This is a genomic window from Chryseobacillus diguaensis (genome assembly GCF_049220665.1).
In the GTDB taxonomy this organism is placed as follows: Bacteria; Bacillota; Bacilli; order Bacillales; family Bacillaceae; genus Metabacillus_B.
The window spans coordinates 72,841-93,438 of record NZ_JBMKNV010000010.1 but is presented as its reverse complement, the minus strand read 5'-3'; the positions used below and the strand labels follow the sequence as shown (position 1 = coordinate 93,438).

The 20,598-nt window shown below is 41.1% G+C and carries 23 protein-coding genes, 1 pseudogene and 1 riboswitch; of the genes and pseudogenes, 8 read left to right on the top strand and 16 right to left on the bottom strand.

All coding sequences use genetic code 11. The annotated features are described in order from the left end of the window. Window positions 1-174 precede the first annotated feature (174 nt). From ACOT8F_RS15415 to ACOT8F_RS15405, 3 genes are all read left to right on the top strand, one after another. Window positions 175-735, top strand: a complete 561-nt coding sequence (locus ACOT8F_RS15415) for a GNAT family N-acetyltransferase (RefSeq protein ID WP_421652865.1) — start codon at window positions 175-177, stop codon at window positions 733-735. Window positions 736-1,177: 442 nt separating this feature from the next. Next, window positions 1,178-1,300, top strand: a complete 123-nt coding sequence (locus ACOT8F_RS15410) for a YfhE family protein (protein WP_421652817.1) — start codon at window positions 1,178-1,180, stop codon at window positions 1,298-1,300. A gap of 76 nt (window positions 1,301-1,376) precedes the next feature. After that, window positions 1,377-1,568 carry a YfhD family protein gene (locus ACOT8F_RS15405; RefSeq protein WP_421652816.1) on the top strand — a complete coding sequence of 64 codons (192 nt, stop codon included), beginning with the start codon at window positions 1,377-1,379 and terminating at the stop codon, window positions 1,566-1,568. Between the two features lie 82 nt (window positions 1,569-1,650). Here the strand turns inward: ACOT8F_RS15405 and ACOT8F_RS15400 are convergent, their stop codons facing one another. The 3 genes from ACOT8F_RS15400 to nagA are packed head-to-tail and all read right to left on the bottom strand — an operon-like array spanning window position 1,651 to window position 4,302. Next, window positions 1,651-2,373, bottom strand: coding sequence for a GntR family transcriptional regulator (locus tag ACOT8F_RS15400; RefSeq protein ID WP_421652815.1), 723 nt, complete (start codon window positions 2,371-2,373; stop codon window positions 1,651-1,653). After that, entirely contained in the window at window positions 2,370-3,125 is a 756-nt protein-coding gene (nagB, locus tag ACOT8F_RS15395; protein ID WP_421652814.1) for a glucosamine-6-phosphate deaminase, read from the bottom strand. Before nagB ends, ACOT8F_RS15400 begins: the two co-directional genes overlap by 4 nt. After that, on the bottom strand, window positions 3,112-4,302 hold the full coding sequence (gene nagA / locus ACOT8F_RS15390; RefSeq protein WP_421652813.1) for an N-acetylglucosamine-6-phosphate deacetylase: 1,191 nt from the start codon (window positions 4,300-4,302) through the stop codon (window positions 3,112-3,114). Before nagA ends, nagB begins: the two co-directional genes overlap by 14 nt. Before the next feature lie 160 nt (window positions 4,303-4,462). Between nagA and ACOT8F_RS15385 the strand changes: the two genes are divergently transcribed. Continuing rightward, window positions 4,463-4,747: a YciI family protein gene (locus tag ACOT8F_RS15385; RefSeq protein ID WP_421652812.1), complete on the top strand. Its 285-nt coding sequence runs from the start codon at window positions 4,463-4,465 to the stop codon at window positions 4,745-4,747. Window positions 4,748-4,786: 39 nt separating this feature from the next. Here the strand turns inward: ACOT8F_RS15385 and ACOT8F_RS15380 are convergent, their stop codons facing one another. The 6 genes from ACOT8F_RS15380 to ACOT8F_RS15355 form a co-directional block, all read right to left on the bottom strand. Beyond that, window positions 4,787-5,539 (bottom strand): SIS domain-containing protein, encoded by a 753-nt coding sequence (locus ACOT8F_RS15380; protein WP_421652864.1) that lies wholly within the window; start codon window positions 5,537-5,539, stop codon window positions 4,787-4,789. 407 nt (window positions 5,540-5,946) lie between these two features. Next, a complete protein-coding gene (locus ACOT8F_RS15375; RefSeq protein ID WP_421652811.1) occupies window positions 5,947-6,654 on the bottom strand; it encodes an ABC transporter ATP-binding protein in 708 nt (235 codons plus the stop codon). Then, window positions 6,654-7,433, bottom strand: a complete 780-nt coding sequence (locus ACOT8F_RS15370) for an ABC transporter ATP-binding protein (RefSeq protein ID WP_421652810.1) — start codon at window positions 7,431-7,433, stop codon at window positions 6,654-6,656. The genes ACOT8F_RS15375 and ACOT8F_RS15370 overlap by 1 nt, the downstream gene beginning before the upstream one ends. Beyond that, complete coding sequence (locus ACOT8F_RS15365; RefSeq protein ID WP_421652809.1) at window positions 7,408-8,382, bottom strand: branched-chain amino acid ABC transporter permease; 975 nt, start codon at window positions 8,380-8,382, stop codon at window positions 7,408-7,410. Before ACOT8F_RS15365 ends, ACOT8F_RS15370 begins: the two co-directional genes overlap by 26 nt. Before the next feature lie 13 nt (window positions 8,383-8,395). Continuing rightward, window positions 8,396-9,274: a branched-chain amino acid ABC transporter permease gene (locus ACOT8F_RS15360; RefSeq protein ID WP_421652808.1), complete on the bottom strand. Its 879-nt coding sequence runs from the start codon at window positions 9,272-9,274 to the stop codon at window positions 8,396-8,398. A 236-nt stretch (window positions 9,275-9,510) separates the two neighbouring features. Then, window positions 9,511-10,677, bottom strand: coding sequence for an ABC transporter substrate-binding protein (locus tag ACOT8F_RS15355; protein WP_421652807.1), 1,167 nt, complete (start codon window positions 10,675-10,677; stop codon window positions 9,511-9,513). Window positions 10,678-11,021: 344 nt separating this feature from the next. Here ACOT8F_RS15355 and ACOT8F_RS15350 point away from each other — a divergent pair, with 344 nt between their 5' ends. After that, a complete protein-coding gene (locus tag ACOT8F_RS15350) occupies window positions 11,022-11,267 on the top strand; it encodes a hypothetical protein (RefSeq protein WP_421652806.1) in 246 nt (81 codons plus the stop codon). 2 nt (window positions 11,268-11,269) lie between these two features. Here ACOT8F_RS15350 and ACOT8F_RS15345 read toward each other — a convergent pair whose 3' ends face one another. Together ACOT8F_RS15345 and ACOT8F_RS15340 are read right to left on the bottom strand one after the other, a co-directional pair. Beyond that, window positions 11,270-13,075: a sensor histidine kinase gene (locus tag ACOT8F_RS15345; protein WP_421652805.1), complete on the bottom strand. Its 1,806-nt coding sequence runs from the start codon at window positions 13,073-13,075 to the stop codon at window positions 11,270-11,272. A 19-nt stretch (window positions 13,076-13,094) separates the two neighbouring features. After that, window positions 13,095-14,093, bottom strand: a complete 999-nt coding sequence (locus ACOT8F_RS15340; RefSeq protein ID WP_421652804.1) for a BMP family ABC transporter substrate-binding protein — start codon at window positions 14,091-14,093, stop codon at window positions 13,095-13,097. 391 nt (window positions 14,094-14,484) lie between these two features. Between ACOT8F_RS15340 and modA the strand changes: the two genes are divergently transcribed. Then, the gene (modA, locus tag ACOT8F_RS15335) at window positions 14,485-15,258 is read left to right on the top strand and encodes a molybdate ABC transporter substrate-binding protein (RefSeq protein ID WP_421652803.1); all 774 of its coding nucleotides are present in this window, start codon (window positions 14,485-14,487) and stop codon (window positions 15,256-15,258) included. Window positions 15,259-15,262: 4 nt separating this feature from the next. Beyond that, on the top strand, window positions 15,263-15,922 hold the full coding sequence (gene modB / locus ACOT8F_RS15330; protein WP_421652802.1) for a molybdate ABC transporter permease subunit: 660 nt from the start codon (window positions 15,263-15,265) through the stop codon (window positions 15,920-15,922). A gap of 158 nt (window positions 15,923-16,080) precedes the next feature. Here modB and ACOT8F_RS15325 read toward each other — a convergent pair whose 3' ends face one another. From ACOT8F_RS15325 to nagE, 4 genes are all read right to left on the bottom strand, one after another. Further along, the gene (locus ACOT8F_RS15325) at window positions 16,081-16,479 is read right to left on the bottom strand and encodes a GGDEF domain-containing protein (protein ID WP_421652801.1); all 399 of its coding nucleotides are present in this window, start codon (window positions 16,477-16,479) and stop codon (window positions 16,081-16,083) included. 181 nt (window positions 16,480-16,660) lie between these two features. Further along, window positions 16,661-16,999, bottom strand: a complete 339-nt coding sequence (locus ACOT8F_RS15320) for a hypothetical protein (protein WP_421652800.1) — start codon at window positions 16,997-16,999, stop codon at window positions 16,661-16,663. 104 nt (window positions 17,000-17,103) lie between these two features. Continuing rightward, window positions 17,104-17,188, bottom strand: a riboswitch (cyclic di-GMP riboswitch). Window positions 17,189-17,368: 180 nt separating this feature from the next. After that, window positions 17,369-17,563, bottom strand: coding sequence for a hypothetical protein (locus ACOT8F_RS15315; protein WP_421652799.1), 195 nt, complete (start codon window positions 17,561-17,563; stop codon window positions 17,369-17,371). A gap of 134 nt (window positions 17,564-17,697) precedes the next feature. Further along, a complete protein-coding gene (nagE, locus tag ACOT8F_RS15310; protein ID WP_421652798.1) occupies window positions 17,698-19,176 on the bottom strand; it encodes an N-acetylglucosamine-specific PTS transporter subunit IIBC in 1,479 nt (492 codons plus the stop codon). Window positions 19,177-19,836: 660 nt separating this feature from the next. On the opposite strand from nagE, the gene ACOT8F_RS15305 reads away from it, so the two are divergent. Then, entirely contained in the window at window positions 19,837-20,445 is a 609-nt protein-coding gene (locus ACOT8F_RS15305) for a DUF2238 domain-containing protein (RefSeq protein WP_421652797.1), read from the top strand. Here the strand turns inward: ACOT8F_RS15305 and ACOT8F_RS15300 are convergent. Further along, window positions 20,442-20,594 (bottom strand): annotated as a pseudogene (locus tag ACOT8F_RS15300) (DUF1259 domain-containing protein); the annotation flags it as partial. The gene ACOT8F_RS15305 and the pseudogene ACOT8F_RS15300 sit on opposite strands and share 4 nt — an antisense overlap. Between the last annotated feature and the right edge of the window lie 4 nt (window positions 20,595-20,598).

Genomic DNA, 20,598 nt, shown 5'->3' with positions numbered 1-20,598 from the left:
AAACACAACTGAATTGACCATATTACGTTATGGGAAGGCAAATGGTGCGCCACCAGTTTAACTGGTTCTAGTGGGTTCGATTCCCACCCCGAAATTTTTTGGAGCTACAATAAAAAATTTCGAGGGTGGGGGCTAACAGCATTCTTCTGCCCTCAATTGGAGGGAGAGATAATGATGCTTAAAAAACGTGACGTTCACGATAGTCATGCGCTGTTCGAACTTATGCAACACCCGGATGTCTTCCCATTTGTCCGTCATAAAGCAACATCCATTGAAGAATACCTGTTTCTAACGAAACAAACGATCGAAGCCGAAGAGCGCGGTGAATTGATTTCACGTACCATTCTCGACGAATGGGGCACTCCAATTGGCACAATCAGTCTCTTTGACATTCAGGAAGGCGCCGGCTTTCTCGGAACATGGATCGGCAAGCCATACCACGGCAAAGGCTACAACAAATTAGCGAAAGATGCTTTCTTCAACGAATTGTTCTATGAACTCGACGTTCATACGATATTCATGCGCATCCGCAAAATCAATATCCGCTCAATCAAAGCTGCCGAAAAACTTCCATATGTCCTGAATTCAAATGAAACAAGAGAAGCCCTGTTGGAACAAATCAATGAGGGTAAAGACACTTACAACCTTTACGAAATCCCAAAAGACCTTTATACCTTCGATGCCATCCGCACAGCAGCTGCTGAGGCGGAAGAACAGCATTTAAAGGAAGCTTAATATGGGAGGGCTTACCCGCAAACGGGTAAGCCCTTTTTTTGCGGCTAATTGGGGATTGGACCGGAAGATTGAGGTTTTGGCATTGACTTGAGACTGGCTTAGAAGATTGAGGTTGTTACACTGAATTGGAAACTGGTATGTAAGATTGAGGTTTCGGATTGTTAAGAGCACTTTTGGCTTGTTAGATAAGGGTTTCCGCTTGTTAAATTGCGTCTTTGAACAGTTAGAGACCAGTTTTGGACAGTAAGCTGTTTAGACAAGGCTCTAACTATGAAAAGGTGCTTTAAATACAAAAATCTCCTCAAGAAGTAAGCCATTATTCCCTATAAAATGAAGAAAAATCACTGTATTTCATTCGAATTTCAGCTCTTTTTTAGACAGGGTATGGATCATTCCTCATTTGACAAAAATAGAAAGAACCTGACGAAAGGAGGGACATTCAATGAGCGATAAGAAAAAGCGTGAAAACGTCCGAAGAAACCTGACAACGGCACAGGAAGTTACATACAGAAAAGAATTCAAAGCAGCAGACAGAGCTGGAGGATATGCGGAGCGGAGACACTAATTTCCTTTATATTTCTCCCTGAAAAAGGCCACTCTATAAAGGAACAGCAATGTTCAACTTTAAGGGGGGCTAAATCATGGGAAGAGGACATAAACAAAAAACAAGAGACAGCAACAAAGGCTCATTGCCGCAGGTTCCAAAGAATTTAAAAAAGGAAACTGACGGAGTTTATGAAGAATTCTCCCAGGAGCTTGCCGATACAAACGACAAGCAAGCACAAGCTCGATCTAAAGCTGCTGATCAGCGTCAAAAAATGAAAAAGCGTTAATTTCAAAAGGAGGGTCCTTGTTTAAGGACCCTCCTTTTTTTATGCACATTAACCAACTTGGGACAGAAACTCATCCCACAAATCATCGATCCATCTCCACCGAAAACTTATACCTGTCAGCCCTGTAATAAGAGTGAACCAGCTCCAATACACGCTTATCCTTTAGCCATGTTTTCCGCTGAATGCATAGAATCGGTGATCCTTCTTTCATTTCCAGAATGTCTGCTTCTTTTTTGCGTGCTATTGCTGCTTCGATTTCTTGCAAACCTTTGCCGATTTCAAGACCTGCGGTTTTTTCTACATACTCATAGATTGACCCTTTTGCTATGTCCATTGTTAAATTCGGAATCAGATCACAGGACATATAAAGGCACTCATAGGCCATTGGCAGCCCATCTGCCAACCGGATTCGTTTTATTTCATAAATAGGTGCCCCTATTGATATTTCCAGCTTTTCAGCAATAGAGGGGAGTGTCTGAACCTTTGTAAAGTGAATCAAAATGGTTTCAGGATTCATCCCGCGTGACTTCATGTCTTCTGTGAAACTTGTCAGCCCCTTGAGATTCTGCTCCAGCTTTTTTTGAGCAATGAAGGTCCCTTTTCCCCGCTGCCTTTCAAGATACCCTTCATTGACAAGATTACTGATAGCTTGGCGAACGGTCATCCTGCTGATTGAAAACCGTTCAGAATATTCACGTTCAGATGGGAGCATATCTCCGGGGTTCAGATCCCCGTTTTCAATTTGCTTTTTTATGCCCTCTTCCAGCTGAAAATAAATCGGAAGAGGAGATTGTTTGTTAATCATGTGTTCAACAACTGTTTATGGGCCGAATTTAATTTTGATAAGGCATCCTGATCAGCGATAATAATCACGTTTCCATGCTGCTTTAGAATGGTTGCAGGAATCTCTTCTGAAATTTCTTCGTGAACAATTTTTTCTAAAATGCCGGCTTTTTTGACTCCTGATGCGAGAAGCAAGATTTGCTTACTTTTCATAATGGAGCCAATTCCCATGGTAATCGCATGCGCAGGTACTTCATTGATGCTGTCAAAGTAGCGCGCATTGGCTGCTCTTGTAGATTCTGTCAGCTTTACCTTATGAGTAGCTGAATCGAACGGAGTGCCAGGTTCATTAAAGCCGATATGCCCATTTTCTCCAATTCCAAGAAGCTGAAGATCAATGCCCCCAAGGCCATCAATCAAGTTTTCGTACCGTTCTGATTCTTTTTCTATATCATCTGCCACACCGTTTGGAAGATGTGTTTGGTTAGCTGAAAAATCAACATGCTTGAACAAATTTTCATTCATATAGTAATAGTAGCTATTTGGATGATCAGAAGGCAGACCAACATACTCATCAAGGTTGACACTAGATGCTTTTTTGAAAGAAAGGCTATCTTCCTCATATTTAGCAATCAGGATTTCATACGGTCCAAGAACGGTACCGCCCGTTGCAAGCCCGAGAACAGCATCAGGTTTATTGGCTAATACGGACTGGATGATCTCAGCTGCTTTCAGGCTCATATCCTGATAATTCTTCGCTTCAATTAACTTCATCTTGTAAACCCTCTTTCATAAAAGCAATTTTCCCTCTGCAAATGGTTAAAATCACTTCGTTTTGATCATCAAGAATGACAATGTCCGCATCTTTATCCGATTTTATACTCCCTTTTCGATCAAACACATTCATTTCTTTAGCTGGATTGACGGAAGTCATTTGAATAATATCTTCCATTTTGCAGCCTGTAAAAGAAATCATATTTTGAACTGCATCCCTCATACGGAGAATACTGCCTGCAAGAGTTCCATTTTGAAGTGTGGCTTTTCCATCCTTCACTTCCACTTCCTGCCCGCCCAGATCATAATAGCCGTCATTCAGGCATTTTGCCCTCATCGCATCTGTTACAAGAACAACCCGCTCTCTGCCTTTATTGCGATAAGCAAGCTTAACCATCGCCGGAGCAATATGAATGCCGTCCACAATCATTTCAGATGTAATTCTATCTTCAAGAAGCACACTTCCGACTACACCCGGTTCCCTGTGATGCAGCGGGCTCATTCCGTTATATAAATGAGTTGCATGAGTGATCCCAGCTTCGACCCCCTCATTCACTTCAGCATGAGTGGCATCTGAATGGCCAATGGATGCAACCACTCCTGTTTCTTTTAAATAGGATGCAAGCCCAAGGCCCCCATTTCGTTCAGGTGCCAATGTCACAAGACGAATAGTGTGATTTCCAGCCTCCTGCCACTTCTTGAACAGCTCAACATCCGGCTCAATAATGTGATCTGGGTGCTGAGCCCCTGCTCTTTCTGGAGAAAGAAATGGGCCTTCAAGATGAATGCCAAGAATTTCTGCCTTTCCTTTTCCCTGTGAGTTCTTCATAAAATTTGCTATATTTTCGATGGCTGCTTCTATCGCCCTTTGACCCACAGTCATTGTCGTAGCCAGAAAACTTGTCGTTCCTTCCTTCGGCAAAAGATGGGCCATTGTTTCTAGCGCCTCGTTAGTTGCATCCATCGTATCTGCCCCGCCTGCACCATGGATGTGCAGATCAATCATGCCAGGTATTAGTTGATGGGATGGATCAAAGACCATTTCAGTTACTTTATCTGATCTTGCAGAATCAAAGCTTTCTCCTGTTTCTACTATTTTCTCTTCATCAATCAGTACGTAACCATTAGGGAATATCTGATCTTCAGCGTACACTTTTAAATTTCTAAGCAGTAACATCAAATCTCCCTCCTTTTCACCATTCTTTTATTTAATTTTATCACTCTTTAAAACTAGTTGTCTATACCAGTTGAAGGGTAGGTCATCCTATTGACAAACTTATGAGAACATTTATAATTAAAAATGCGAACATACATTCCGTATTAAGGAGGTCAACTTTTTGAAACAATTTCTCATCTTTTTAAGTAATAAAAATTCAATTGGCATTACAAATGATTTAGTCAGTTCGCATAAAGCTTATTTAAGAAAGCTGAAAAAGCATGGTCATCTAAAAATGTGCGGACCTTTTGAAGATAATGACAAAGCGTTTTTCATCTATTCATCAGAAAGCATTGGCGATGCTGCTTCCCTTCTGTTAAATGATCCTATCATGCAAGAAAACTGCTTTTCATCTTATGAAATACATGAATTTTCTGAAGCCAATATCAGCACTGGCCAGCTATAGGGCAATGCGGCATACAAATCTCCGCTTGCCCCCGAAACCTTAATTCTCATCCAATCCTAAAGAAAGCAGCGGAATTCTATTCTCATACTTTTTGATAAGCTGAAAGTTATGATGATCAGCATTGCTGACATTTCCGCTTAAAAAGATAGGCGGTGTTATTCCTTCTTCAGCCATCATCACAATCGCTTCTGACAAAAGGCCGTTCAAAATGGCTGCCCCAAGGATCGTGGATGTTGGTGTAAAAGGAACAGGCACCTTATCATGCCGCATGATAGCATCTCCGGCAACGGACAAGTTATCCACAAGAAGATCCGCACAATCGGAAAGATGCTTGCCGCTTTTATGCCTGGAAGGAAAACCTTTTGACGTCTCCACTGAGGTTATGGCAATGACAAATGCCCCTTTTTTCTTTGCATGGAGCGCGACATCTACAGGCACAGGATTTCTTCCGGATGTAGAAATAACGATTACTATATCCTGATCCCTGAAATCCTCCTTTTCCAAAAATTCAGCAGCATAATCATTTTTTCTTTCGAATAAAGAGGACCTTACGGCACCTTCGTGAAGCATTAACGGCTCAATTAAAATTGGTTTTACCGGTACGAGACCTCCCGCTCTGTAAAACACCTCTTCTGACAGCAAATGGCTATGTCCGCAGCCGAAAATTTGAACAATCCCGCCTTGCTTGATACTTCTCGCCACTTCACTTGCACCTTTTTTTAAATGATCTGTTTCTCTCTCTATCAGCTGTTTCAATTTGTTCCCTACTTCTTCTATGTATGCTTCAAGCATCATATTCCCCTTTCTTATGCACAGCTTATTCATTCATTATGTGAATAACTTACCCACACCTCTGTGTATAATGTGCATAACTTTACTAAAACGGCTTTCCTTAACCATAGGTTATCCACACAACTTACCCACAGGCGTAGAATAAGGTGGGGATAAAACCATAATGTCTATCTTTATTATATAAGTTCTTTTTATTAATGGCTCTTTTCTTAAACTTTGTTGTTTTTCATCTAATTTAATGAATTCTGCGTATTTTAAGAAAAGATGCCACGAAGCTAATCTTTATACTTGTTTTAAGCCCTTACGAATAGAAATAATCTTTGCGAAAACAGCCTTATTATTTAAACAAAAAAATAGAAAGGAGCTCCTCTATAAGCAAGATGGCTAATAGATAAACTCCTTCCGTATTAATGACCGCCTAAATAGGCCATTTTGATCTCATCGCTTGTGTACAATTCATCCGAAGATCCAGATAGAACCACTTTGCCTGTCTCAATAACATATGCCCTGTCAGCAACCGAAAGAGCCATATTGGCGTTCTGCTCAACAAGCAGAATTGTTGTTCCTGTTTCATTGATTTCCTTAATGATTCGGAAAATGGTCTGAACAAGCAGCGGGGCAAGTCCCATCGACGGTTCATCCAAAAGAAGGAGACGCGGCTCTGCCATTAGCGCCCTTCCCATTGCAAGCATCTGCTGCTCTCCTCCAGAAAGTGTACCTGCATGCTGTTTTCTGCGTTCAAGCAGTCGAGGAAACAGATGATAAACACGGTCAAAATCAGATTTGATGCCAGCTTTATCCTTTCGTAAATACGCACCAAGCTCTAGATTTTCCTCAACTGACATGTTCGCAAAAACCCGTCTTCCTTCCGGTACATGAGAAATTCCTTTTTTTACAATCCACTGTGCTGCTTTGCCGCATATGGATTGCTCTTCATACAAAATTTTGCCCTGCTTCGGCTTTAAAAGTCCTGAAACAGTTTTGAGCAGTGTGCTTTTCCCCGCTCCATTTGCTCCAATCAGCGTAACAATTTCCCCTTGATTGATTTCAAGTGAGACACCTTTCAGCGCATGGATGTTTCCATAATAAACATTGAGGTCTTGTATGTTCAGCATTATGAAACCTCCTCTCCCAAGTATGCTTCAATGACCTTTGGATTGTTCCTGATTTCCTCTGGTGCACCCTTTGCAATCAGCTGGCCATGGTCAAGAACATAGATCCGTTCACATACTCCCATGACGAGAGGCATATCATGTTCGATTAAAAGTACTGTTAGATTGAATCTTTCGCGGATAAATCCAATCAGGTTCATTAATGCTTCGGTTTCTTTATTGTTCATTCCCGCAGCAGGCTCATCAAGCAAAAGGAGCTTCGGTCCCGCTGCAAGCGCTCTGGCAATTTCAAGCCTTCTCTGCTGGCCGTACGGAAGGTTTTTTGCCTTCTCATGACGGTATTGTTCCAGCCCAAAAACAGATAGATACTCTAATGCCTTTTCCTCGATCTCCTTTTCTCCTGAGAAATGAACAGGAAGCCTGAAAATGGATTGAATCATTTTATGTTTTGATTGCGTATGACAAGCAACTTTGACATTATCGAGCACAGATAGTTCTCCAAACAGACGGATATTCTGAAAAGTTCGGCTTATTCCTTTTCTTGTGATTTGGAAAGGTGCGAGTCCATTGAGCTTCTCTCCGTTAAGCTGAATACTTCCTTCTGTTGGAACATAAACACCTGTAAGCAGGTTAAAGAACGTTGTTTTACCGGCTCCGTTCGGACCGATGAGGCCAACAAGCTCTTTTTCCTTAATCTCTAAATTTACTTCGGAAACTGCCTTGAGCCCTCCGAACCGGATGCCGGCATTTTCCACTTTAAGCAACGGTGTGTTTGCTGCCATCTGGCGTACCTCCTTCCTGCTGCTTTGTTTTTTTGAAGAAGGATGTAATTTCCCTTGTTCCCATTAATCCTTGAGGGCGGTAAAGCATCATGATAATCAGAACCAAACTGTAAATAATCATCCTTGTTTCAGGATATTCCTGGAGGAAGGTCGAGATGATCGTCAGCAAAACAGCCGCAATCACCGCTCCTGACATGCTGCCAAGTCCTCCAAGCACAACAAAGATCAAAATATCGAATGATTTCAGAAAACCGAAGTTTGTCGGCTGGATGATGTAAAAGTTGTGAGCAAATAGTCCGCCTGCAATACCTGCAAAAAAAGAGCCGATCATAAAAGCCGCTACTTTATAATAGGTTGTGTTAATTCCCATCGCATCTGCTGCGATTTCATTTTCCCTGATGGCGATGCAGGCCCGGCCGTGTGTCGAATTGGTAAAGTTCGCGATCACAATGACAGTGATAAGGACACAACTGAAAACCCACGGCCAGTCGGACATGTGAGATACCTGCATCCCGCTTGCACCGCCAACATAGTCGGTATTGAGGAAGATAATCCGGACGATTTCACCGAAACCAAGGGTCGCGATAGCCAAGTAATCGCCTTTTAACCGTAGACTCGGAAGCCCGATAATCAGCCCGGCGGCTGCCGCTGCAATTCCCCCAATTAAAAGAGCAACTGGAAACGGCATGCCAAGCTTCATGGTTATAATAGCAGAACTGTATGCTCCGACAGCCAAAAATCCAGCATGCCCTATGGAAAACTGGCCTGTAATTCCAATAATCAAGTGGAGGCTGACAGCCAAAATAATGTTGATTCCGATTGTCAAAAGTGTATTAACTAAAAATGAATTCAGAGCACCTGTACTAATGAAAATCTGGCTGATGATAAAAAACAGGATGCTTGCACCAATCCATTGCCAGAAGCCTTTTGCCCGTTTGAGAGCTGCCATAATTCTCCCCTCCCTATACTTTTTCTCTCACGTTTTTTCCAAAAAGGCCTGATGGACGGAAAATCAATATGAGGATTAAAATAACAAATGCAGCTCCATCCCGCCATAAGGAAAAACCAAATGCACTGACAAGAGCTTCAACTACTCCAAGCACAAGTCCTCCTGCCATTGCCCCGGGAATAATGCCGATCCCGCCAAGTACAGCTGCAACAAATGCCTTGAGACCAGGGATGATTCCCATCAAAGGTTCAATTTTTGTATAATACGTGCCAAAAATAACCCCTGCTGCTCCTGCAAGAGCAGATCCAATCGCGAAGGTGGCTGAAATGGTCCTGTCCACATTAATTCCCATCAGTTTTGCTGCTTCTGTATCATAAGAAACAGCTCTCATCGCTTTTCCGATTTTTGTTTTATGAACGACAAATTGAAGAATACCCATCAATCCAAGAGAAACAGCAAGAATCAGCACAGACTGGCTGTTAATAGTGATGCTGCCAAAATGAAGCTCTGTTGAAGGAAGAACATTTCCAGGATAAGCTTCAGGCTGTGCCCCCCTTACATAAATGGTTCCATATTCTATAAAGAGCGAGACGCCAATCGCTGTGATCAGCGCCGCAATTCTAGTAGCATTTCTCAAAGGCTTGTACGCAATCCGCTCAATTAAAACTCCGAAAAGGGCACAAATCGCCATTGAAATAATCAAAGCCGGGAAAAATCCCAAATGCAAAATGGAGATGGAGTAAAAGCCAGCAAAAGCTCCAACCATGAACACATCTCCGTGGGCAAAATTGATCAGCTTCACTATGCCGTAAACCATTGTATATCCGAGGGCTATAAGGGCATATATGCTGCCGAGAGATATTCCGTTAACAAGCTGTTGAATAAGTTCCATATAAGCACCCTCCTGTATTCACCATTGTAAAAAGCTTTTTTCGCAAAGATTGCTGCTATTCGTACGGGTTTAGAACATGCTTGAAGATACACTTTGCGGCTTCTTTTCTTAAAATTCGCTAATGACGATTTGCTCAAAATTTATTTAGTTAGATGAACAAAGCAACAAAGTTTAAGAAAAGAGCCCTGTAAAAGATGGAATGGGGGGACATGCCCCCCCATCCGCTACATTGCTATTTAAGGATTTACTTTTGAGTTAAATACCTGTTTGCCGTCTTTGTATTCGAGGATACTGGCTGATTTAACCGGGTCATGGTTTTTATCAAGCGTCAATTTTCCTGATATTAGCTGAAGTTCTTTTGTCGCAGCAAGAGCTTCTTTAATTTTCGCCGGGTCACTGGATCCTGCACGTTTCACAGCGTCTGCCAAGAAGTAAGCTGTATCATAGCCAAGGGCAGCAAATGCATCTGGAGATTTGTCTTTGTATTTCGCCTTGAAGGCTTTAACAAAGTCCTGGATTTTCGGATCAGTATCACCTGATGAGTAATGATTTGTAATGTATGTGTTGTTAAGCGGTGCAGCTCCTGCAATTTCCGTCAGCTTCGGTGAATCCCATCCATCTCCGCCCATGATAGGTACATTTAAGCCTATTTCGCGGGCCTGTTTCACGATCAAACCAACTTCTTCATAATAGCCAGGAAGGAAAATAAATTCAGGATTCTGGGATTTGATTCGTGTCAGTGTTGCATGGAAATCTGTGTCCTTTGCGACATAGGCTTCTTCTGAAACAATAGAACCGCCATTTTTCGTAAAGGAATCTTTAAACGCGCTTGCCAGACCCTTTGCGTAGTCACTGGCATTGTCAATTAGTACTGCGGCGTTTTTCACCTTCAATGTTTTAGAAGCGAAGTTCGCTGCTACTGTTCCTTGGAATGGATCGATAAAGCATGTACGGAAAACATAGTCATTTACTTTTCCGTCTTTTACCGTTACGGCAGGATTCGTTCCTGTAGGAGTAATTATTGGAATTTTGTTATCCTGTGCCACCTGTACTTGAGCAAGAGTATCCGTACTCGTTGCAGCTCCGATAATCGCTGCCACCTTATCCTGGCTCGCAAGCTTCAATGCTCCGCTTGTTGCTTCTGCAGCATCTGACTTATTGTCTACCTTAACGAGCTCAAACTTTTTGCCGTCAATTCCCTTTTTGTTGATTTCATCGAGAGCAAGGTTAAGCCCCTCTGAAATGGACTGTCCGTAGGAAGCTACTCCTCCTGAAAGTTCAAGGTCGGCACCAATCTTAATCGTATTTTCGCCCGACCCCGATGTAGCACTGCTGCACCCGGCTGCAAGACTCGCTGCAACCGTTAAAGATAACAACATACCAGCCACTTTTCTCTTTTTCATTTTTTCTTCCCCCCGATAATTTTTATAAGGTTCATGCAAGACGTTCATCCTTTCCTATGAAACAGTCTCCTTTCTTTTGGCAGCGCCATTTATTTGAATAAAAATAATATTCTGAAAATATTGTAACCAATTCCCGTCTATTAGTCTAGCTAATTCGTAGGACTTTTATGAATAATATTACAATAATAGAATTGTAAGGAAGTTTTCAAGGGTTGGTTTCTATAAATTTTATTCCTGTTTTTGTTTTATATTTCCTATAAACAAGATTTTGGCAGGTTTTTTGAAAGGCATTGGCGTTTAAATTGGGAGTTTTTGAATAATTTGTGTTGGTTATGAGAGAAAGAGTGAATCTTTATGAACGGGTTTGTGAGGTTTATTTGCGGGTTCCCGTTGGAACAAAGTCCATGTATGTCGGAAAGCAAAACGCCGGTGAAGTATGGTACGACATGACAGGCAACAGAACGGATAACGTCAGTATTGATGCAAATGTCTATGGCCAATTTTCAGAAACGGCAGCTCTGTTTCTGTTTATGTGCAAAAGTATAAATAAAAGACTGCAACATTTGCAGTCTCTTTTTTTAATAAGGTAAAATCAAGTCTCCCCAAACTTCCTCTCTTTCGGCAAAGGCAGAGAGATTAAAAAGGTTGTCCCGCTTGATGAAGTTGAAAGCAGTTTGATGCTGCCATTATGATTTACAATAATTCTCTGGACAATTGTCAGCCCGAGCCCTGTACCGTTTTCTTTCGAGGTAGCAAAGGGTTCGAACATGGACTTTTGAATGGCTAAAGATATGCCAGGTCCATTATCTCTTACATAGATTTGATAGCTGCTGTCTTCTATTTCTGAATAAAAGGAAATCTTCCCTTTTTCATGAATAGACTCAATACTGTTACGGATCAGGTTATGAAACACTTGCTTAATCTGCTTCGCATCTACTAATAACGGGATTCGTTCTAGTTCAACGATAAACCGCATTTCTTCTGTGTTATGACTCCTGATAATCAGTGGCAATATTTCCTGGATAATATCCTCGAGATAATGTTCCTTTAGTATTGGAGCTCCCGGTTTTGCCTGTAAAAGCATATCTTCAATAATGACATTGATCCTCTCGATTTCCTTCATCAGCAGAGGCATATGGTATTTTTCATTTTCTTCCGATGTAAATGATGCGCTCATAAGAGACATAAATCCATGAATAACGGCTAAAGGATTTCTTATTTCATGTGCTGCTCCTGCAGCTATTTCTCCAACAAGAGCAAGCTTTTCTGACTGATGCATCCTTTTTTCCATTTCTTCTGTTTCGGTGATATCAATAAAATAAAAGATTCTCCCGATAACATTCAGCTTATCATCAACGAGCTGTGACTGTGAAACTAGAAGCACCATGTTTCTTGCAGCTGACTGGAACGGTACTTTTTTATTCTGGCAGATTTCACTTGAAAAAAGCAGCTCCCAAAAGGGGTTATTCACCTGCTTTTTCTTTATCATATCGCTAAGATTCTGAGCATTGGTATGTAACAGCTTTTCTGCAGATGTGTTCAAGATGTAGTCTTCTGTTTCGTTATGATAAATAATAATGCCTACAGGCAGGGAATTAAGAATTTGTTCCCTGTAATTTTTATCGGCAATGATCCTTTGAAACGATTCATTCAGTCTCAAAGACATTTTATTAATCGAATTCGTCAAATGCTTCAATTCAAGCTGCTGGATTTCCGGTATGGTGAGGCCATATTGGCCGCCAGCAATCTTGTTTACTTTTTTCACCATTTTTTCAATTGGCTGTGTGAGATTGGCACTGATCCGGTAGGAAGCATATATGGAGAAAATAAGTGCTGCAAACGTTAACAGGAGAAGAAGCCATAAAGACTTTCTGATAATGGGCGGAATTTTGTCTGCTTCATTTTGCAGCGAAGTAAACGTATTGCTTCTTTCCAAAGAAATATCCTTCTGAACGTTTTTTAGCTGAGGAAGGTATTCATCCTGTATAAATCTTCTGGCAGCCTCTTCATCACCATATTTAATGAGTCCTCGAACATTGTTTTTGATTTGAAAGTCCAGTAAATTCATCTTGGAATTTAGTCTGCCAAGAGAATCCGGAAGCTGCGGCATTCCGCTTTCATCAATTTCACTAACCAAGTAATCTTTCATAAATTGCATACTGTCACCGGAAGAAATGTAGGTCTCTGCCAAGTAATTTTTCATATTTAATTCTTCCGTCCAATGCGAAAACCATATGACTTCGGGAATTTTGCGATTTTTCATCTGGCTGCTTACATCACTGACCTGCGCAATGGAATGAACAAGAATGAGGGAAAAGATGCTCAGTAAAAAGGTATTCAGCAGGAGAACTGAAAGAATCTTGCTGCGAAACGATATGGTGCGAACGGCTTTAAACATGCTGCATCACCCGCTAACTTCAAAAAGATAATTTACCTTGTTTGTATTTCTTCAGTTCCTTATTAATATAACGTTTCTCAGCTTCGCTGAACATAGGGCCAAATGGCGCCAACCCATATACCCCGTCTTTTTCTTTCAAAATGACCTCCCCTGAGGGAATCCCCTTTTGACTATAGAAATCTTTCATGATGGCCACATATATTTGAGGGATATTGTTAACCACACTTGTCAAAACTGTCTGTTTTCCCATGTAAGATTGGTCATCAAGATATCCAACCACATAAATTCCATGGTGCTTTGCGTATTCGATTACCTCTCTGTTGTATCCATTCCCTTTGGAATAAACCACATCAACACCCTGGTTTTTCAGTTCTTTTAGAAGGGAAACAGCTTTTTTGCCATCATCTCTGCTATTGACTACTTTATAATAAAACTGGATATTCGGTTTATAATGATTAAGCCCTTTTTCAAACTCCGGGTTTTTCGCACGGCTGTCGGAAGAGTCAATTAATCCAACTTTATTGCTTTTGGTTTTCAAGCTGGAAGCAAGAGCAGCAAAATACTCAACGTCACCCTGGTCATAAATATAAACGGTTTGATTTGGATATTGTGCCGTTCCATGCACTGTTATAAAGCGCACCTTTGGATAGGCTGGAGCAAGCTTTGTAAAAACTCCCGAAAATTCACCTCCATGGCCTATAAGAATGTTATATCCCTTCTCAATATCCCTTTTCACCGTATTTTGCATTTTTTCTTCTGTATCCAGTTTGCTGTCAAGGTGAGCTTTTATCGAAAATTGCTCTTCTATGTTAATCTTTCCTTTATAAGCCAGGCTTCCCCAGCTTTGATCAGCCACTTCATCCGAGGTTAAAATAGCCACTTTGTTCCTTATTTCCTTAGGGCTATTTTTCAAATTATTCATGATGTTTTGTGTCAGAAAAATAATGGTGATCAGCAATGCAGCTACTATTATAAATGTAGTGATTAAAATGATTCGCAGCTGTCTCGATTGTTGCATACTAAATTCTCCTTTATCATATCATTTCTATTTATATTATACATGACAAAAGAACTATATAAATAATATCGAAAATATGCTTATATACCCAAAACATAATTATATTTCCCTGATTCTTTTGTACCGAAACCTATACTTTTTTTAAATTGACTACAATGGCAAAAAAACAGCGTTTGCTTGAGCAAACAAGGCTTTACCCACCCATTTTCGTTATTATATCAGAAATACTTGTATCGCTTGTCAACATTTTCCGTGATTTTTCCCAAAAGGGATTATGAAGAAGGTTTTCTGCCAGTACACTATGCTTTCAGCTGCAGCTTGACCAATCGGAAGGAACTTTCGGTATAATGAAATCGAAAACAATTAATCTGTATAGGAAAGGATCATTAAAATGAAGAAGCTATTTTTAGCATTAATTCCGATCGCTCTTCTTGCACTCGCAGGCTGCAATAATGGACAGGCAAGCAACCCGCACCAAAAGATTGAGCTGACCATATCAGCAGCAGCCAGTCTGCAGGATGCTCTAAAAGAGATGAAACAGGAGTTTGAAAAAGAACATCCTGATATTAATCTTCTTTACAACTTTGGAGCCTCGGGTACTCTTCAGCAGCAAATATCCCAGGGGGCTCCTGCAGACTTATTTTTGTCCGCCGCGGAAGATAAAATGGACAGGCTCGTCCAAGAAGGATACATAGAAAATAAAAACAGAAAGGACATAGCCGGGAATGAGGTGGTGCTCGTCGTTCCTAAAAATGAAACAGCCATCCGTTCATTTGAAGACTTGAAAAAGGCAAAGAACCTCTCTATTGGAACTCCAAATTCTGTACCGGCAGGCAAATACGGAAAAGAAACATTGGAGCACATGAACCTTTGGAACGAATTGCAGCAGAAAGTAGTATACGCAAAAGATGTTCGCCAGGTTCTCGCCTATGTGGAATCTGGAAGTGTTGATGCAGGACTTGTTTATAAAACAGATGCCCTTACCTCAAAGAAAGTAACGATTGTTGAAGAGGCAGCACCTGCTTCTCACTCACCCATTGTCTATCCGGCTGGAATGGTCAAAAACAGCAAACATCCTAAGGAAGCACTGTTATTCTATGAGTTTCTTCAAAAAGATTCAGCTCAAAAAGTGCTGAAAAAGTATGGTTTTAATGAAGTGAGGTAATGTTATGGATGCCTTTTGGCCGCCTGTCATTTTATCCCTGCAAATTGCTGTGGCAGCAGGGCTGGTAGTATTTGCTGCGGGTCTTATTTTTGGAAGATGGATGGCGGGCAAAAAATTCAAAGGGAAAATTCTGCTTGAAACGTTTTTTCTCCTGCCGCTCGTACTTCCGCCGACCGTTGTCGGTTTCCTGTTAATAGTTCTTTTAGGGCGCAATAGCGCTGCAGGGAAAGTCATTGAATGGGTATTCGGGCAGCCAGTCGTGTTTACTTGGTGGGCCGCAGTACTTGCCTCCGCTGCAGTGGCTTTTCCACTGATGTACCAATCGGCAAAAGCGGGATTTGAGTCGATTGACAGTGATATTGAGGATGCTGCCCTTGTAGACGGAGCAGGCAAATTTCATTTACTTGTCTTTATTTCCATACCGCTTGCTCTTAAACCACTCCTTGCGGGGGCTATTCTCAGCTTTGCCAGAGCACTAGGAGAATTTGGGGCAACTATCATGTTTGCCGGCAATATTCCCGGTAAGACACAAACAGCTTCAACGGCGATTTATTTAGCTTTTGATGAAGGGAACATGAACCTCGCCTGGATGTGGACAGGGTGTCTTGTTGGCATATCGTTTTTTATGCTTGCCATTCTTCAATTGCTGATGAGGAAAGGGTAAAAAAGGCCCAAGCGCCTTGAACAGCCCCGTCATGCACTTCAGATCGGGCTAGGCGCTGGAGCTGGATTCAGTGCGCAAACTGAGTTAAGAATTGAAATAAATTCAGGTAACAAAAAAAGATTGAAGAATCTTGAAACTGTCTCAGGATTCTTTCAATCCTATTTTTTGCTATTTTTGTGCGTATACATCTTTTTATCTGCTTCTCTGAACAAGCTGTCCATACAACCGATCGAACGCAGACTTGCAGCACTTCCTACTGATAAGCATAGGTTCGTCCCATTTTCTTGGTTACTCGCTTCCAAACGTTCAAAAATGTTTCGAATTAAGCCCTCAGTATCTTTCTCCGTAAAAGCTTCTCCGATCAAAACGAACTCATCGCCGCCAATTCTTGAAATGGTCAACCGATCACTGGCAAAGCTATTTAAGATCGCTGCTGTCTGCTTAATCAGTGCATCACCTTTTGCATGTCCCAATGTGTCATTCCATTTTTTTAACTCATCCAAATCCAGCACAATGATTGAAACTGGAAGGTCTATTTGCTTGTCGTACTTTTCCATCTGCTCCCCTGTTATAAGCCCCTGTAAGACCATCACGGTAAATACGCTGCATGAGGTTTTTTTCTAATTCTTTTCGGTTATTAATATTTCGGATAATTCCGTGCAAAGCTTTTAATTGACCATTTTCATATACAGGACTAGTGTATTCCTCAAACCATTTATAATTACCTTCATTATCTCTCTATCGCTGAATAATGGGTTTATTAAAATCCATTTTCCCTGATATTTTATTTTGCAAAATACCATAATCGTGAGGATGAATAAGACCAAAGGCTGAATGCGCGTTGTGATAGGCTTCCTTCACCGTCCCTTCTCCCAAAACCAGGTCAAGGGAAGGGCTGATGTATTTATATTTCAGTTCAGGCTCCACCTCACAATAATAAATAATATCTCTGGACTTTTCAGCGAGCTGAAAAATCCGTTCAAAGTCTTCAAATCTCCTCTTTTGCCTTTTATAAATCATGCGATTGACGATCATAGTGACAAGAATCCCTAACAGTATCCCGATGATTAACTTCATCTCTTATCCTCGCAGTTTTTTAAGGTTCACAATTCCAGCGAAGTGGCTTTCACTCAAATAAAAAGAGCCAATCTTCACCGATTAGCCTGTCTAAATGTGCTTATACCGGTAGCTGGCTGGCATGATCCTTCGACTTTAGCCCCTTTAGCTTTGCGTCTCCGTTTTTCAACGGATTTGCCTTTTTCAATTGTCATTTTTTTCAATTATATAACAGACTCCCTTATAGATCAATAGGCCTATTTTTAAAATATTTAATAGTTCTTTTTAACCTAAATACCCGCAACTTTAAAATGATAAACACAGAATGATCTCATATGATTAGCCAAATGAGAATAGTTCTTCGCCTTTAGAAGAACCGGCCTCTTCAGATCAGTCCTTTTCTTTACCCTTGATTCTTTTGCAGTTAAGTTCTGTCACAATGTATTTGGCGAGTAACGGACGGTAATAGGTTTCAATAGCTTTCGTGCCCCGTTTTGTTCCTAGCTGTTCGTTCAGTCTGAAATGAGTAAGAACTTCATCACAGTAATGGATTTGAATGCCTTTCGTTAAAAAGCAGTGCTGCATTTCATAATCCAGGTAAAAATGAAATGGGTCCCCGCCATCACTAATAGACCAAATAAAAGCAGGAAACCAAAACGGTTTCCTGCTCTGAATGGAGCTATATGGATAACAAAGCAATAAAGTTTAAGAAAGAGCCTTTAAGATTGATTCCGTATGCTGATGATTTCATCTGCCACAAATTGAACAGAAGTTCCAACGATTACTTGAATGCTCTGCGGCCCAACGATGTTAATACCCGGGACACCTGTTGATTTAATCTTTTGCTGATCAACGGCATTCATATCCTTCACTTCGATTCTTAAACGGGTCACACAGTTGTCAACAGACGTTACGTTTTCATCTCCGCCCAAACCTTCGTAGATTTTAGCGGCCATGGCCGAAAATTGCTTATTTTTATTAGTAAGGCTGGCAGCTGCTATTTCTTTGCCCGCCATAATTCCCTCGCCTTTTTCAATGGTTTCGTCTTCTCTTCCCGGTGTCATCAAGTTGAATTTTGCAATCATGAACCTGAAAATAGAGTAGTAGATCACTGCAAACACAAGACCTTGGATCAGCAGCATGTAAGGCATGTTTGCTAATGGCAGCTTTGAGCTTAAAACAAAGTCAATCAGTCCTGCGCTAAAACCAAAGCCTGCTGTCCAGTGAAACAAAGCAGCAATGGCAAGAGAAAGACCTGTAAGAACGGCATGAACGAGAAATAGTGCCGGTGCGACAAACATAAAAGCAAACTCAATCGGTTCTGTTACTCCTGTGAAAAAGGCAGCAACTCCTGCTGCAAGCATTAAGGAAGCGACTTCTTTTTTTCGATGCGTTTTAGCTGTATGATACATGGCTAGCGCTGCAGCCGGCAAACCGAACATCATTACTGGGAAGAAGCCAGCCTGATACATTCCTGTAACACCCTTTGTCCCTTTGCCTGACCAGAAATTCCCGATATCATTGATTCCTGCAACATCAAACCAGAATACCGCATTTAAGGCATGGTGAAGTCCAAGCGGGATAAGCAGCCGGTTGAAGAAGCCATACAGGCCAGCTCCGACAAAGCCAAGGCTGCTTATTGATGTTCCGAATGATACAAGAGCTGAATAGACAACTGGCCACACGAAAAGAAACACAAGAGAAACAACAAGCATAGTAGCTGCCGACATGATTGGAGCGAGCCGTTTTCCGCTGAAAAAAGCTAAGGCATCAATCAATTTAACGTGACTGAATCGATTGTACATGACAGAGGCAACCAATCCTGAAATGATACCAATAAACGGGTTTTGAATTTTTATAAAGGCCGGATTTACTTTCGCAGCATCAATTCCCTGCAGCAAAGCAACAGAATTGGCAGAAAGAAGCGTGGTGATAACCAAATAAGCCACAAGACCGCTTATTGCAGATGCCCCGTCTCTTTCCTTCGACATCCCAAGCGCAATCCCTACTGCGAACAAAATAGCTATATTGTCCAATATCGATTTGCCGGCTCCAATCAGGAAAGCGGCAATCGGACTGTCTGCACCCCACCCTGCAGGGTCAATCCAATACCCGATCCCCATAAGAATGGCAGCTGCAGGCAAAACTGCAACTGGCAGCATCAAGGAGCGGCCCATTCTTTGCAAATATTTCATCATTTGTGTATTCCCCCTCACTTTTATATGCAAGCGTATTCATTACTAATTTTATAGTAATATATAAGCTTATTTAATGTGCGGAATGACCTAATTCCAAGAACTTCCTCTATCTATTGGATTGAAATTTATTAGATGTAAAGATTCAAGAATAAAAGAAAAGCGATGAATATTTCCCTGGTTGAATTAGCTTATGAAAAAGCCGCCAAAAATACGTATATTTTTTTTCACCAGCTGCCTTGCTAATTTGGTCCTTGTATGACTCTGGATAACAAAAGAAAAAACAGGGCAGGAATTTTCTATTTTACTGATTGGAAATGCTATTTTTCTATGGACACGGGCCTTTTATTCCCGTAAAACCGCATGAAAAAAAGAGAAGTTTGAACCCGGCTCTTCTTTTATTTAGGGACGTTTTTTTATTTATTCAAATACAGCGAAAGCAGTGTCAGCACAAATATGATTTACCTTTTGAGCCTAAATGAAATTTGCACTTCCATAAAAATGCAACAGAAAAGAGCACAGGGAATGTGCTCTTTTCTGGTTGCGTGCAAAGGATAATGGAAGCGGCATTTATGGAAATTGATCAACATAGAAATAGGAAAGAATCCCATTAAGACTGACCTAAGGGGGGTTATTTATTTCTTGAAGCAAAGAGGTGAGAAGATGTCCAGGAAACCTATGATTCTTCCAAACGCCTTATTTCTTGTTTTTATGGCAGGAACATTTGTTTTTTTCTATTTAAAGGGGGATGCTTCAAAATCAAGTTACGCACTGACCAGCTTTTTTTGCGGCTTTGTTCCTCACCTTTTGACTTATTTTGCGAAGCTTCAGCTAAAAACCCCTTTAGTTCTTTCCTACTTAGGATTTTTATTTGCCTCTCATTTTCTCGGTTCCATTTTAAAATGGTACAGTCTTTGCTGGTGGGATTTATTTTTGCATTTTTTGAGCGGAGTTCTTCTTGTCTTTGCAGGAACGGCATTTTATTGCTGCCTGGTACCTGAAAAAATAAGAAAAGCTGTTCCTGCCCGGTTTCTCTTTGTGTTTCTTTTTGCATTCCCGGTACTTGGAGGGGTTATTTGGGAAATATATGAGTTTAGCATGGACACCTTTTTCGGCACAAAATTGCAGTTTGGCGGGAACAGCGATACGATGACGGATTTGATCGCAGATACTATTGGAGGTTTCATAATCGCACTCTTTACATCAGTACAAGCAAAGAAGAAGCAAAAACAAGCGGAGGGGGCAGGGAGCTTAGATGAACATCTATCTTAGCTTACTTGGTAACTCTTCAGAAAAGAAAACGAATAAGCCATCTTCCTCGCAAATTGGAGTGGAGGTTCAACGAATTGAAGGTGAATATACATAATCAGCGGCTTCGTATACAGCCAATGATTATGCAATGCACTGACGATGATCCCTTGGCTC

Bases quoted from the DNA above. Each gene is read 5' to 3' on its own strand.
- ACOT8F_RS15415 (WP_421652865.1), top strand. From the start codon at position 175: ATGCTTAAAAAACGTGACGTTCACGATAGTCATGCGCTGTTCGAACTT.
- ACOT8F_RS15410 (WP_421652817.1), top strand. From the start codon at position 1,178: ATGAGCGATAAGAAAAAGCGTGAAAACGTCCGAAGAAACCTGACAACG.
- ACOT8F_RS15405 (WP_421652816.1), top strand. From the start codon at position 1,377: ATGGGAAGAGGACATAAACAAAAAACAAGAGACAGCAACAAAGGCTCA.
- ACOT8F_RS15400 (WP_421652815.1), bottom strand. From the start codon at position 2,373: ATGATTAACAAACAATCTCCTCTTCCGATTTATTTTCAGCTGGAAGAG.
- nagB (WP_421652814.1), bottom strand. From the start codon at position 3,125: ATGAAGTTAATTGAAGCGAAGAATTATCAGGATATGAGCCTGAAAGCA.
- nagA (WP_421652813.1), bottom strand. From the start codon at position 4,302: ATGTTACTGCTTAGAAATTTAAAAGTGTACGCTGAAGATCAGATATTC.
- ACOT8F_RS15380 (WP_421652864.1), bottom strand. From the start codon at position 5,539: ATGCTTGAAGCATACATAGAAGAAGTAGGGAACAAATTGAAACAGCTG.
- ACOT8F_RS15375 (WP_421652811.1), bottom strand. From the start codon at position 6,654: ATGCTGAACATACAAGACCTCAATGTTTATTATGGAAACATCCATGCG.
- ACOT8F_RS15370 (WP_421652810.1), bottom strand. From the start codon at position 7,433: ATGGCAGCAAACACACCGTTGCTTAAAGTGGAAAATGCCGGCATCCGG.
- ACOT8F_RS15365 (WP_421652809.1), bottom strand. From the start codon at position 8,382: ATGGCAGCTCTCAAACGGGCAAAAGGCTTCTGGCAATGGATTGGTGCA.
- ACOT8F_RS15360 (WP_421652808.1), bottom strand. From the start codon at position 9,274: ATGGAACTTATTCAACAGCTTGTTAACGGAATATCTCTCGGCAGCATA.
- ACOT8F_RS15355 (WP_421652807.1), bottom strand. From the start codon at position 10,677: ATGAAAAAGAGAAAAGTGGCTGGTATGTTGTTATCTTTAACGGTTGCA.
- ACOT8F_RS15345 (WP_421652805.1), bottom strand. From the start codon at position 13,075: ATGTTTAAAGCCGTTCGCACCATATCGTTTCGCAGCAAGATTCTTTCA.
- ACOT8F_RS15340 (WP_421652804.1), bottom strand. From the start codon at position 14,093: ATGCAACAATCGAGACAGCTGCGAATCATTTTAATCACTACATTTATA.
- modA (WP_421652803.1), top strand. From the start codon at position 14,485: ATGAAGAAGCTATTTTTAGCATTAATTCCGATCGCTCTTCTTGCACTC.
- modB (WP_421652802.1), top strand. From the start codon at position 15,263: ATGGATGCCTTTTGGCCGCCTGTCATTTTATCCCTGCAAATTGCTGTG.
- ACOT8F_RS15325 (WP_421652801.1), bottom strand. From the start codon at position 16,479: ATGGAAAAGTACGACAAGCAAATAGACCTTCCAGTTTCAATCATTGTG.
- ACOT8F_RS15320 (WP_421652800.1), bottom strand. From the start codon at position 16,999: ATGAAGTTAATCATCGGGATACTGTTAGGGATTCTTGTCACTATGATC.
- ACOT8F_RS15315 (WP_421652799.1), bottom strand. From the start codon at position 17,563: ATGCAGCACTGCTTTTTAACGAAAGGCATTCAAATCCATTACTGTGAT.
- nagE (WP_421652798.1), bottom strand. From the start codon at position 19,176: ATGATGAAATATTTGCAAAGAATGGGCCGCTCCTTGATGCTGCCAGTT.
- ACOT8F_RS15305 (WP_421652797.1), top strand. From the start codon at position 19,837: ATGTCCAGGAAACCTATGATTCTTCCAAACGCCTTATTTCTTGTTTTT.